The organism is Streptomyces sp. NPDC058683 (genome assembly GCF_042716195.1).
Classification (GTDB): domain Bacteria; phylum Actinomycetota; class Actinomycetes; order Streptomycetales; family Streptomycetaceae; genus Streptomyces.
The window spans coordinates 214,424-226,814 of sequence record NZ_JBHXSK010000014.1 but is presented as its reverse complement, the minus strand read 5'-3'; the positions used below and the strand labels follow the sequence as shown (position 1 = coordinate 226,814).

At 71.7% G+C, this 12,391-nt stretch carries 10 protein-coding genes; 5 read left to right on the top strand and 5 right to left on the bottom strand.

Annotated elements, in window-relative coordinates; all coding sequences use genetic code 11:
* Positions 1-125 precede the first annotated feature (125 nt).
* Positions 126-788 carry a response regulator transcription factor gene (locus tag ACFWXC_RS17850; RefSeq protein WP_351710385.1) on the bottom strand — a complete coding sequence of 221 codons (663 nt, stop codon included), beginning with the start codon at positions 786-788 and terminating at the stop codon, positions 126-128.
* 317 nt (positions 789-1,105) lie between these two features.
* Positions 1,106-1,783, bottom strand: coding sequence for a DUF3000 domain-containing protein (locus ACFWXC_RS17845; RefSeq protein WP_384479671.1), 678 nt, complete (start codon positions 1,781-1,783; stop codon positions 1,106-1,108).
* A 120-nt stretch (positions 1,784-1,903) separates the two neighbouring features.
* Here ACFWXC_RS17845 and hemE point away from each other — a divergent pair, with 120 nt between their 5' ends.
* From hemE to ACFWXC_RS17825, 4 genes are all read left to right on the top strand, one after another.
* A complete protein-coding gene (gene hemE, locus ACFWXC_RS17840) occupies positions 1,904-2,971 on the top strand; it encodes a uroporphyrinogen decarboxylase (protein WP_384479669.1) in 1,068 nt (355 codons plus the stop codon).
* Positions 2,972-3,063: 92 nt separating this feature from the next.
* Complete coding sequence (locus ACFWXC_RS17835; protein WP_384479668.1) at positions 3,064-4,992, top strand: trypsin-like peptidase domain-containing protein; 1,929 nt, start codon at positions 3,064-3,066, stop codon at positions 4,990-4,992.
* A 6-nt stretch (positions 4,993-4,998) separates the two neighbouring features.
* Positions 4,999-7,389, top strand: coding sequence for an FxSxx-COOH system tetratricopeptide repeat protein (gene fxsT, locus ACFWXC_RS17830; protein ID WP_384479666.1), 2,391 nt, complete (start codon positions 4,999-5,001; stop codon positions 7,387-7,389).
* A 28-nt stretch (positions 7,390-7,417) separates the two neighbouring features.
* Complete coding sequence (locus tag ACFWXC_RS17825) at positions 7,418-8,707, top strand: P-loop NTPase fold protein (protein ID WP_384479664.1); 1,290 nt, start codon at positions 7,418-7,420, stop codon at positions 8,705-8,707.
* A 36-nt stretch (positions 8,708-8,743) separates the two neighbouring features.
* Here the strand turns inward: ACFWXC_RS17825 and ACFWXC_RS17820 are convergent, their stop codons facing one another.
* Complete coding sequence (locus tag ACFWXC_RS17820) at positions 8,744-9,565, bottom strand: rhomboid family intramembrane serine protease (RefSeq protein WP_384479663.1); 822 nt, start codon at positions 9,563-9,565, stop codon at positions 8,744-8,746.
* Between the two features lie 168 nt (positions 9,566-9,733).
* Between ACFWXC_RS17820 and ACFWXC_RS17815 the strand changes: the two genes are divergently transcribed.
* Positions 9,734-10,000, top strand: a complete 267-nt coding sequence (locus tag ACFWXC_RS17815; protein WP_384479684.1) for a hypothetical protein — start codon at positions 9,734-9,736, stop codon at positions 9,998-10,000.
* Between the two features lie 78 nt (positions 10,001-10,078).
* Here ACFWXC_RS17815 and ACFWXC_RS17810 read toward each other — a convergent pair whose 3' ends face one another.
* Positions 10,079-11,470, bottom strand: a complete 1,392-nt coding sequence (locus ACFWXC_RS17810) for an FAD-dependent oxidoreductase (protein ID WP_384479662.1) — start codon at positions 11,468-11,470, stop codon at positions 10,079-10,081.
* 37 nt (positions 11,471-11,507) lie between these two features.
* Positions 11,508-12,386 carry a DUF4349 domain-containing protein gene (locus ACFWXC_RS17805; protein WP_384479660.1) on the bottom strand — a complete coding sequence of 293 codons (879 nt, stop codon included), beginning with the start codon at positions 12,384-12,386 and terminating at the stop codon, positions 11,508-11,510.
* Positions 12,387-12,391: the final 5 nt, after the last annotated feature.

The following is a 12,391-nucleotide window of genomic DNA, read 5'->3' as shown; positions in this document are numbered from 1 at the left end:
GCGCCTGAGGGTCGTAAACCAGTCAGGTCGGTGAAAGATCGGGTCCACGAACGGGGGACGACGCGGGGATGACGCGACACCGGACCGGCGGTCGATCCGGTTCACGTCGGTGAACGCGCGACCGGTCAGTGGATGATGCCGGTGCGCAGGGCGACGGCGACCATGCCGGCGCGGTCGCCCGTGCCGAGCTTGCGGGCGATGCGGGCGAGGTGGCTCTTGACGGTGAGGGCGGACAGGCCCATCGAGACGCCGATCGCCTTGTTCGACTGGCCCTCCGCGACCAGCCGGAGCACCTCGACCTCACGGCCGGAGAGCTCGCGGTAGCCACCCGGGTGGTTCGGGGCACCCGGGGGGCGACGGTGCATACGGGCGGCGGCGGAACCGATGGGGGCGGCGCCCGGTCGGGTGGGGAGCCCGATGTTGGTGCGGGTGCCGGTGACGACGTAGCCCTTGACCCCGCCGGCCAGGGCGTTGCGCACGGCGCCGATGTCGTCGGCGGCGGACAGGGCCAGGCCGTTGGGCCAGCCCGCGGCGCGGGTCTCCGACAGGAGGGTCAGGCCGGAGCCGTCGGGGAGGTGGACGTCGGCGACGCAGATGTCGCGGGGGTTGCCGATGCGGGGACGAGCCTCCGCGATGGACGAGGCCTCGATGACATCGCGCACGCCGAGCGCCCACAGGTGGCGGGTGACGGTGGAGCGGACGCGCGGGTCGGCCACGACCACCATGGCGGTGGGCTTGTTCGGGCGGTAGGCGACCAGGCTTGCGGGCTGCTCAAGGAGAACGGACACCAGGCCTCCTGGGGTGGGGGACGGGGGCCGGCTTGTGGGGAAGAAGCCGGGACGAACCGTGCTTTCAAGGTCACAGTCGTCTTCGGCATCAAACCCGTTCGCCTTTAGAGAATGATCACGATCTGGTGAGTAACAATACGTGCAATTCGGACACGCGATCGATCATCCGAAGATCGAATCGGTTCGGGCCGTTGCTGTACGGGACAGAAAGTGGCCGTATCGACAAAGAGATGGTCAACGAAGGGTGAGTCGACGGGACTCGGGTAGACGGATCCTCCGTCAATGTCGGACATGACGGAAATGGCGGAGTGAGGTGGCTAGCGCGCCTGCGGGTCGCGGCGCTGCGGCAGCGTGACCACCGAGGCGTCGCCCGGGGCGGCCGGCGGCAGTCCCGCGACCTGCGCCAGCAGGTCGCACCAGGAAGCGAGGTGCGCCGCGGTGTCCGGGACCCCGGCGCGGCCCTCCCGGGGCGTCCAGGAGGCCCGGATCTCGATCTGCGAGGCGGCGGGGCGCTCGGACAGCCCGCCGAAGTAGTGCGAGCTCGCCCGGGTGACGGTCCCGCTCGGCTCCCCGTACGACAGGCCGCGCGCCTGGAGGGCACCGGTGAGCCACGACCAGCAGACGTCCGGCAGCAGCGGATCGGCCGCCATCTCCGGCTCCAGCTCCGCACGCACCAGCGTGACCAGCCGGAACGTCCCACGCCAGGCGTCGTGCCCGGCCGGGTCGTGCAGCAGCACCAGACGGCCGTCGGCGAGGTCCTGCTCGCCGTCGACCACCGCCGCCTCCACGGCGTACGCGAACGGGGCCAGACGCTGCGGTGCGGGCGTCGGCTCCACCTCGACCTGCGGCCGCAGCCGTGCGCCGCGCAGCGCGTCGACCGCGGCCCGGAAGGCCGGTGGCGTCGTACTCCCCGTATGCCCTTCGCCCTCCTCGGTGCCCTTCCCCTCGCCCATCCCGCCAGCGCCGTCCGACAGTCGTCCCTGAGCCGCAGCCATGCGGGGAAGAGTAAGGGGAACGACGCCTTCGCGCAGGGAGAGACACCACCTAAGGCCGCACCCGAGGCCCCGCACGGGCCGTGGCCGAGCCGCGTTCGGGGGCGTGCGAGACTTGCCGTCGTGAGTGCGAATGGAAGCCCCGCGGGCCAGCAGCCGACAGCGACGTACGACAGTGCCTTCCTGAAGGCGTGCAGGCGTGAACCCGTGCCGCACACCCCCGTGTGGTTCATGCGCCAGGCCGGCCGTTCGCTGCCGGAGTACCACAAGGTGCGCGAGGGCATCCCGATGCTGGAGTCGTGCACGCGGCCCGAGCTGGTCACCGAGATCACACTCCAGCCCGTCCGCCGGCACAACGTGGACGCGGCCGTCTACTACAGCGACATCGTCGTCCCGCTCAAGGCCATCGGCGTCGACCTCGACATCAAGCCCGGCGTCGGCCCGGTCGTCGGGCACCCGATCCGCACCCGCGCCGACCTCGCCCAGCTCCGTGACCTCACCCCCGAGGACGTCTCCTACGTCACCGAGGCGATCGGCCTGCTCACCGCCGAGCTCGGCTCGACCCCGCTGATCGGCTTCGCAGGCGCCCCGTTCACCCTCGCGAGCTACCTCGTCGAGGGCGGCCCCTCGCGCACGTTCGAGAACGCCAAGGCGATGATGTACGGCGACCCGGAACTCTGGGCCGACCTGCTCGACCGCCTCGCCGACATCACGGCCGCGTTCCTCAAGGTGCAGATCGAGGCCGGCGCCTCCGCCGTCCAGCTCTTCGACTCCTGGGCCGGAGCGCTGGCCCCCGCCGACTACCGGCGCTCGGCGCTGCCCGCCTCCGCGAAGGTCTTGGAGGCCGTCGCCGGTTACGGCGTCCCGCGCATCCACTTCGGGGTCGGCACCGGCGAACTGCTGAACCTCATGGGCGAGGCCGGCGCGGACGTCGTCGGTGTCGACTACCGGGTCCCGCTCGACGAGGCCGCCCGCCGCGTCGGCCCCGGCAAGGCGCTCCAGGGCAACCTCGACCCGGCCGTCCTGTTCGCCGGCAAGGACGCGGTGGAGACCAAGGCGCGTGAGGTGCTCGACGCGGCCGCCGGACTCGAAGGCCATGTCTTCAACCTCGGCCACGGCGTGATGCCGTCCACCGACCCGGACGCCCTGACCCGTCTGACCGAGTACGTCCACACCGAGAGCGCCCGCTAGGGAACTCCTTCCCGCCGCCCCTGTTGCCGCCGTTCCGATGACGTGGCCCCGTCCCCGGCCGCATAATCTTCGCGAACGGGGGAGGGGGCACCGTGGCGGGGGAGCCGACGGGGGAGTCAGGGGACCACGAGTCCTGGCTGGTCCGCGTCCAGGGCGACGACGGGCGGCCGGCCGGATACGGCTTCCTGTTCACCCGGGACCTCGTGCTGACCTGCGCCCATGTGGTGACCGACGCACTGGGCGTCAGCAGATTCAGTGAGAACGGCCCGCGGGGCCCGTTGTCCGTGGTGCGGCACGGAACCCAGGAGCCTGTGCCCGCCCAGGTGATGCCCGGTGGCTGGGTGCCGCTTCGGGACTCCTCCGGCGACTTCGCGATGCTGAGTCTGGACGACACCCAGCTCCTCCCTTCGCCCAGGGCCGACAGGGCCCGGATCGCCGGCCGGGTCCGGTTGATCACCCCGGACGCGGAGCTGCCCGCCGTCGTCGCGGCACTTCCCGGGCCGAACGAGCCGGACGGCTGGGGGCTGCTGACCTTCGAGGGGGCGACACCGCGACCGGGCAGCGGCGGCAGCCCGGTGGTCGACGGCAAGGGCGCCGTGGTCGGTCTCCTCACCGACGTCGAGGCCACCACCCGCACGGCACGCCATGTCGGCCGCTTCCTGCCCCTGTCGGCGGTCCTGGAGCGGATTCTCGTCCCGAGCCCCCACGCCTCGGGTACGGAACGTCCGCCGGATGCCGGACTCACCCTCCGCGAGCGCGGCGAGCTGGTGGAGGCCCTGCTGGCCGTACCCGTGATGCACGACCGGTCGGCGTTCGCGCTGCTCGCCCGGGAACTGCGGCACGAGGTCCCCGGAGTCGGCCTGGTGTCGGGTACCACGACCCGGCTCAGAGCCCTGGACCTGTTAGGACAGTTCAGCCGCCGCCCGGAGGACCTGCGCCGGCTGGTCGAGGTCCTGCGGGTGTTCGACCCGGGCAGCTCGGAGGTGGAGGCGTTCGGGACTCTGGTGGACAAGGTCGCGGCGCCGTCGCTGCTGCTCGCCCACGAGCGCCGGACACTGCAGGGGCTCCTCGCGCGGCCGGAGCTGGACGGCGGTGTCGCTCTGCTGGAGCGGGTGCGGGACCTGGAGAACCGTGGTGCCCCGCCCGGCCGTTCGCCCGCCCTGCTGGAGTTCGTCTCGCAGCTGGCCGACTCGGTGCCCGGGGCGGCCGGTGCGGGACTGGACACCTGGCAGCGGTCGGTGGCAGCCCGGCTGGGAACGGCACGGCCGCCGGAACGGACGACAGAGCCGCCGGTCCTCGTCATCAGGGTGGACCCCCTCATGTGGGACCCGCGCACCTACGGGGTGACGACGTCGGTCCGTGCGGCGGACGGCACCACGATGCTGGGGACCGACGACCGGGTTCCGCACCAGGAACTGATGACCGCCATTGTGGGAGCGCTGCGCACGGTCGAGCGACACGAGCGGGCCACCCCCGGCGACTCGGCCGGACAGGTCGAGTTCGTGCTGCCGTACCAGCTGCTGTACCTCCCGGTGGACGAACTGGACACGGGTGACGGTGTCGTACCGCGTCCGCTGGGCACGCACCGCACCGTCGTCGTACGGGCCGCCGAACTGGAGGAGCGCGTCGACCTGCACGGGCGTTGGCACGCGCGGTGGCGGCAGCTGAAGGAGACCCCTCCCGCACGGCGCGAACCGCACTGGGTGGACGGCGTCGACGGCCGGGCCCTGCTGCTGGACGCCTCCGGACTGACGTTCCGTCCCTCGGGGGACGCGGTCGCGGCCTGCCTCCTGCAAGGGGTACCGGTACTGATCTGGTCGCGCGACGCGTCGCCCGCGGCGCAGGAGGCGCTGACGGCACTGGCCCGCAGGGTGCCACTGGAAGAGATCCCGGAGGCGGTGCGGTCCTGGCGGGACCGCCAGCACAGGACCGGTACCGGCGAGAAGGTGCGTCTGCTCTTCGCCGACCCGGAGCGGCCGCTGCCGAAGGACGAACCGCTCGTCTCCCCCGACAGCGGGTGATGACCGGTGAACCCGAGCAAGCTCCTGCGCGCGCTGCACCCCTTCGAGAGCACTCCGCACCTCACTCTGAACCTGGTGCTGGACCGGGCGCCCTCGATGAAGCTGTGGACCCGGGCCGTCGACGACCTGCAGGAAGCGCTGGGCCAGGCACCGTTCCAACACCTCCGGGTCCAGGAGGCGGACACCTCCGCGCCGGGCGAGCTGTCGCCCGGGGACACCGGTGCACCCCTGCCCGGGGGGCAGGTCGTACTGCTGGTCAGCAACTGTGTGGAGGACGCCTGGCAGGACGGCCGTGTGGCCGGGCTGCTCGACCACTTGTGCCGGACCGGCGCGACCGCCGTACTCCAGCCGTTGCCTCCGTCGCTGCGGTACCGCGTGGGCGTCCCCCTCGCCCCGTTCCGGTGGCGAGCGGCCCGCCCCGCCACGCCCACCGCCTGGCTGACGTGCGAACTTCAGCCGGGCAGCCTGGAGAAGGCGGCCGGGCTCCACGCGCCGGGCGCCGTTCCCGTACTGGGCCTGGAGGACAGCCGGTCCATCGAGGCCTGGGCACACCTCGTGGCCGCCCCCACGACCGACTGGTACGAGGGCGAGGGGATACCCACCCCGGGTCCCGGCACCTCGGACGGCTTCGCCGCCCCCGTTCGGCAGACCGAACCGGCCGCCCTCGTCCAGACACTTGAGGATGTCGCCGGTCCCGCGGCGGTCCGGCTCGCCGCTCTGCTGACGGTCGCCCCGCTCGTCACCCTCGACCTGCTGTACGCCACCCAGCGCCGCCTGCTGCCGGAGGCGGACGAGGCCGTCCCGGAGGTCTTCCACAGCGGTCTGCTGGTCCGTGCGCCGGACCGTGACCGGGACGTCGACGGACAGTACGCGTTCGTTCTGCTCGACGGGGCGGCGGAGCTGCTCGCCGACGGGCTGACCCGGTCCGAAACGCTTCGCTCCGGGGATCTGGCCATGAGGTTGCTGCCGTCGGGCGTCTCGGCCCGGAACATCCGCCGGGACGCGGGGTCCGCTCCGCACTGGGAGCCCGTCGGGCCTGCGGAATCCACCAGCCGCGTCGGCCCCGAGCTGCGGGCCTCCTCCGCGCTGCCCGCCCGCAACTCCCGCTTCGTCGGCCGCAAGGAACTGCTGGGCGACATCAACGAGACCCTGCACCGCTCCGGCGGCGGGCTGTGCGTGCTGCACGGCATGGCCGGCATCGGCAAGACCCAGGCCGCGCTGGAATACGCTCACCGCCACCGCGGCGACTACGACTTCGTCTGGTGGTGCGAGGCCCGCGACGCCCGGAGTCTGACCCTCTCCCTGGCCCGGCTCGGCGACGAACTGTCCGTCCCGCCGGGACGCGGCGGCCTCGCGCCGGTGGACGGCGTCCTCGACCGGCTGCGCTCCGGGCGTGTGCACCGCGGCTGGCTGCTCGTCCTGGACAACGCCGACCCGCCGACCGAGCTCACCCCACTGCTGCCACTCGGTGCCGGTCACATCCTGATCACCACCCGCCATTTCAGCTGGACCGAGGTGACGGCGAACGCGCTGCGCGTGGACCGGCTGAGCCATGAGGAGAGCCTCGCCCTGCTGCGTGCCCGAGCACCCCGGCTCAACGACGAGCAGGGGTCCGCGGTCGCCGGGCGTGCCGGCGGTCTGCCGCCATTGCTCATCCAGTTGGGCCGCTCCCTCTCCCAGGGCCCCCTCGATGTGACCGAGCACCTCGACGACTTCGACGAACTCTGCGCCAGTCTGTTGCTGTACTACGACCTCGCCGACTACGACGTGAAGCTCGCGGCCGTGTGGCGGCAGGCTGTGGCGGGGCTCGCCGCCGCGGACCCCGCCGCCGCCGAGCTGCTGAGGGTGCTCAGCTGCGTCGGCACCGGCAGCGTCTCGTACGGCCTGCTGTCCGCCGCGACCAAGACGAGGCCTTCCGACGGCAGTGGTGGTGTGCTTCGCAACAAGGTTGCCCTCCATCTGGCCCTGCTGCGGCTGTCCGTCGAGGATCTGGCCACCGTCGAAGAAAAGGCCGGACGGGTCGAGGTGCACCCAGCCCTGCAGATGGTGATGCGACGTGTGGTGATGGGGCCCAACGAGCGGCGGGCGGCCGAGGAGGCCGCGCTCGGTCTGCTCTCGGCGGCGCTGCCCGACGATCCCGCCACGCCCGACGGCCGCGTCCGGATGACCGAGATCGCCCGGCGCCTGGACCTGCCCGCAGCCCTGCGTGCGGGGCCCGAAGCCACGTGCGGCCTGGTCATTGCCGTGATCGAGCACCATGCGGCTGTTGGTGACACCAGGGCCGCCGGTGGGCTGGCCCGTGCCGCGCTCGACCGCTGGAGCAGCCACTTCGGCGCCGACAACCCGATCATCACCCTCCTGAGCGCCCACGCCGACACGCCGCCCCGGGATCCCTGAACCACCACGCACGACCGAAGGAGCCGCCATGCGTCCGCTGACCGACAACCCCATCTCCGACTTCGCCGACGACGCCTTCCACTTCGAGCCCTACGTGGACGTACTGCACAGCGCCGTCGAACAGGCGACGCCACTGCCGCTCACCGTCGGGGTGTTCGGCTCCTGGGGCACCGGCAAGTCCAGCTTCCTGCGGCTGTGGCAGCGGCGGCTGGAGGACCGGCAGGTACGCACCATCTGGTTCAACCCCTGGAAGTACGACCGCAAGGTCGAGGTGTGGGCGGCGCTGCTGCACACCATCCTGGCCGAGATGGAGGACGAGGAGGGGCTGAAGGAGAAGGCCCTGCGGCTCGCCAAGGCCGCCACCTGGCTCTCGGTACGCGCCGGACTCGGCACGGCCGCCTCGGTGGCCACCGGCGGGGTGATCAAGGGCGGAGACGTCGACTCCCTGCTCACCGAACTGTCCAGGGGCGACGCCGAGCAGTACCGCCAGATCAACCGGTTCGAGAACGACTTCCGGGACGCCGTGAAGGAGTTCGTGGGCGCCGAAGGACGGCTGGTGGTCTTCGTGGACGACCTGGACCGCTGCGCCCCGGACTCGGCGATGACCGTGCTGGAGTCGCTCAAGCTGTTCCTCGGCGAGTCGCAGTGCGTGTTCGTCCTCGCCCTGGACCTGGACGTGCTGGCCGCGGTCGCCACCTACAAGTTCGGCGAAGCGTTCAAGAAGGCGCCCGCCGAAGTGGTGTCCGGACTGGCCTACCTGGACAAGATCGTCCAGCTGCCGTTCTTCCTCCCGGACGTCGGATTCGACACCCTGCGCACGGCCTTCGCACCGTGGGTCCACCGGCACGTCGACGACCACGCCTTCTGGACGTTGCTCCAGCGCGGCCTGGGCGCGAACCCGCGGCGGCTGAAGCGGTTCGTGAACATCTTCAACATGGCGATGGAGGTGAGCATCGCCCAGTCCGGCGGTACCGTCCCGCCCCGGGTGTTCCACCTGCAACTGGCGGCTCTCCTGGTGATCCGCAGCCGGCACCGTGAGTTCTTCCACGTCCTGGCGGCCGACCCTGCTTCCTGGGACGGCCTGGCGGCCTACTTCCGGCGCATGCGGGACGCGGCCGACTCCCGCGAGCGCGACCGGTACCGGAGCGACCTGCCCGATGAACTGGCGCCTTTCCGCGGCGACCGGGTCCTTGAGGGGCTGCTCGCCGCGGGCGGGGCCGGGGAAGTGCCGGCGCCCTCCGCCGAGACGGTCCGCTCGATGATCAGCACCCTGCGGGCCACAGCGGGCCCCGACGACCTCGGCTCGACGGACGACTGAGGTGCCCTCGCCGGCCGGCGTGCCGGGCCGGTCTCACTACGTGTGCCGGGGCCGGGCCCGCCTGCCGAAGAGCAGGCCGCGCGGTTCCGGCGGTGGGGGTGTGCCCGGCTTGAGCGGCCAGGCGAGCAGCATGCCCGCGAGGAAGCCGACGATGTGCGCCGCGTACGCCACCGTGCCGGCGTCTGAGACGCCCTCGCCGGAGGAGTACACGGCCTGGAGCACGAACCAGAAGCCCAGCACCAGCCAGGCCGGCAGCCGCAGCGGCAGGAAGACCAGGAACGGCACCAGCACCCACACCCTGGCCTTCGGGTAGAGGACGAGATAGGCGCCCAGGACGCCGGCGATCGCGCCGGACGCGCCGATCAGCGGGTCCGCCGAGGTGTCGTTGAGGAGCGCGAAGCCGTAGCCGGCCGCGTAGCCGCAGACGACGTAGAAGAGGAAGTACCGGATGTGGCCCATCCGGTCCTCGACGTTGTTGCCGAAGATCAGCAGGAACAGCATGTTGCCCAGCAGGTGCAGCCAACTGCCGTGCAGGAACATCGCCGTGAAGACGGACAGCACCGGCGACTTGTCGTAGGAGGGCGGGCCGACGACACAGCCGGGGCCGCTCTGGCCGATGCCCACGGCGCCGGTCGGGACCAGCCCCGGCAGCTGATGGTGGATCAGCTCTCTGGGAACCGCCGCGTAGTGGTCCGTGAAGGCCTGCAGATGGCACAGCTGTGCCAGATCGCTGCCGCCGGCCACGGAGCCGGCTATGCCGGGGGTGAACAGGAACACGAGGACGTTCGCGGCGATCAGCGCGTACGTCACGTACGGCGTGCGACGCACCGGGTTCACGTCATGAACGGGGATGACCACAGCTGACTAGTGCCCAGGGCGGGGGCGCCCGAAGCGCGGAGCGGCTCGGTGAACGTCGGCGCGCGCGGGTGCGTATGTCCTTGCGACCGAATGAGCTTCAGGTGATGTTCCAGGCGACGTGAGGACCAGGCGATGAACGAGCGGGTTGCTTCTCAGGGGTTCCCTCCCATGCAGGCCATGCCCGACGGTGAGGCGGAGATCTCCCTTGTGGTGCGGCTTCCCTGGGAGGACGTGGCGCGGCTCGGCCAGGAGGCGGGGCGGCTGGCGGCGCAGATGCAGCGGCCGGTGACGCTGGACGAGGCGGTCAGCAACCGGCTGCGGTCGACGCGGCCGGCGGCGGCGCATGCGCGGCCGGGGACCGAGCAGCCGGCTGCCGCGGCCGCGCCGGGTGGTGCGGGGGTTACTTCGTTGCCGAGGATCAGTGGGACGGCTTGATCGTCGTCGCGGGGCGCGGGTGTGCTGTGGCTGGTCGCGCGGTTCCCCGCGCCCCTGGGTGAGTGACCGCGACCTCTTTCAAGAAGTTCCCTTGCGTACCTTGGACACTGCCTTTCTCGCCGCCACCAGTACGGGGTCCCACACCGGTGAGAACGGGGGTGCGTAGCCCAGGTCCAGGGCTGTCATCTGGTCCACCGTCATCTCTGCCGTCAGGGCCACCGCCGCGATGTCGACCCGCTTGCCCGCGCCCTCACGCCCCACGATCTGTACGCCGAGGAGGCGGCCCGTGCGGCGTTCCGCGAGCATCTTGACCGTCATCAGGCTCGCGCCGGGGTAGTAGCCGGCGCGGCTCGTGGACTCGATGGTGACCGCCTCGAACTGGAGGCCCGCCCGCCGGGCGTCCTTCTCGCGCAGGCCGGTGCGGGCGATCTCCAGGTCGCAGACCTTGCTCACCGCCGTGCCGACGACACCCGGGAACGTGGCGTAATCGCCCCCCACGTTGCTGCCGATGACCTGGCCGTGCTTGTTGGCGTGGGTGCCCAGCGGGATGTACTGCTCCTGGCCCGAGACCAGGTTCAGGACCTCCACGCAGTCGCCGCCCGCCCAGATGTCCTGGTGGCCGCGGACCCGCATCGCCAGGTCGGTCAGCAGGCCGCCGTGCTCGCCGACGGGCAGGCCCGCCGCCTGGGCGAGGCTCGTCTCCGGGCGCACGCCGATGCCCAGGATCACCACGTCCGCCGGGTACTCGCCGTCCTCCGTGGCCACCGCGCGGACGCCGCCGTCCTGGCCGGTGAGCACCTTGGTGACCTCGGCGTCATTGACCATGGTGATACCGAGGCCCTCCATCGCCTCGTGCACCAGGCGGCCCATGTCCGGGTCGAGCGTGGACATGGGCTCGCTGCCGCGGTTGACGACCGTCACCTCGTAGCCCCGGTTGATCATCGCCTCGGCCATCTCCACGCCGATGTATCCGGCGCCGACGACCACGGCGCGCCGGCCACGCGTGCGTGCCAGCGTGTCGAGCAGGGCCTGGCCGTCGTCGAGGGTCTGCACACCGTGCACCCCCGGCGCGTCCGCGCCCGGCATGTCGGGGCGGATCGGGCGGGCGCCGGTCCCGATGACGAGCTTGTCGTACGACGTCCAGGACTCGGCGCCGGAATCGACGTCACGCGCGCGTACCCGCTTCCCGGCCACGTCGATCTCCGTGACCTCCGTGCGCATCCGCAGATCGATCTCCCGCGACCGGTGCTCCTCGGGCGTACGGGCGATCAGATGGTCCCGCTCCGCCACGTCACCGCCGACCCAGTACGGGATGCCGCACGCCGAGTAGGAGCTGAAGTGGCCGCGCTCGAAGGCCACGATCTCCAGCTCGTCCGGTCCCCGCAGCCGGCGTGCCTGGGACGCCGCGGACATACCCGCGGCGTCCCCGCCGATCACCACCAGTCGTTCCCGTCCACCGCTCATGTCCATGCGAACACGCTACGGGGCGGGGGAATTTCGGGCGTGCTCAGGCCTCCCCACCGGGCGTACGGCGCCGGCGGACGATTCGCCACCACAGGAACGCGACCAGGGCTGCCAGCGCCGCGAACGGCAGGGCCGCCCCCAGCGCCAGGGCGATCCAGCGCAGCATGGTGACGAAGACGTGCCAGCCGCCCGCCAGCGCGTCCACGAACCCGGGAGTGTCGTCCTTCGCTGCCTTCTTCACCGGCGTCTCGGTGAGCGACAGCGTGATGGTGGCCAGGCTGGTGCGGTCCTTCAGGGACGCCTGCTGGGCGAGCAGCGCCTCCAGGTCGGCCTCCCGGCTGCTCAACTCCCCTTCCAGGGTGACCACGTCACTGAGCTTGGTGGCCCGGTCCATCAGTTCGCGGACCCGGGCCACGCTGGCCCGCTGCGACTTGATGCGGCTGTCCACGTCCACCACCTGGTCGGTGACGTCCTGGGCCTTCGCGGTGCGGTCGAGCAGCTTGCCCGCTCCCTGGAGGTCGGTGAGCACCTCGTCGTACTTCTCGGTGGGGACCCGGAGGACCACGCGGGTCCGCTCGTGGCCCTGGGAGCCGCGGGTGGTGGTCTCGTTGCCGACATAGCCTCCGGCGTTCTCGGTCGTGGTGCGGGCCTCGTCGAGGGCCTTGGGCACGTCATTGACCTGCACGGTCAGGGAGGCGGTGCGGATGATGTGGTTCACCGTGAGCGTGGGGGCCTTGTCGGTGCCCCTGCCGCTGCTCTCCTTGGCGCCTGCCGAGCCCGCCGCGTCCTGGGTCGTGCCGCCCAGGTCGGCCTTGGAGTCGCTGGTGGACCCGCCGGAGTCGTCACCGGCGCCGCAGCCGGTGAGGACGAGCGCGCAGGCGAGCAGCAGGCCGGCGAGGACGGGTCGTACGGGATGACGCATGGTTC

Excerpts from the sequence above, each read along its gene's own strand:
- ACFWXC_RS17805 (WP_384479660.1), bottom strand. The coding sequence starts at position 12,386 with ATGCGTCATCCCGTACGACCCGTCCTCGCCGGCCTGCTGCTCGCCTGC.
- ACFWXC_RS17810 (WP_384479662.1), bottom strand. The coding sequence starts at position 11,470 with ATGGACATGAGCGGTGGACGGGAACGACTGGTGGTGATCGGCGGGGAC.
- ACFWXC_RS17815 (WP_384479684.1), top strand. The coding sequence starts at position 9,734 with ATGCAGGCCATGCCCGACGGTGAGGCGGAGATCTCCCTTGTGGTGCGG.
- ACFWXC_RS17845 (WP_384479671.1), bottom strand. The coding sequence starts at position 1,783 with ATGGCTGCGGCTCAGGGACGACTGTCGGACGGCGCTGGCGGGATGGGC.
- ACFWXC_RS17825 (WP_384479664.1), top strand. The coding sequence starts at position 7,418 with ATGCGTCCGCTGACCGACAACCCCATCTCCGACTTCGCCGACGACGCC.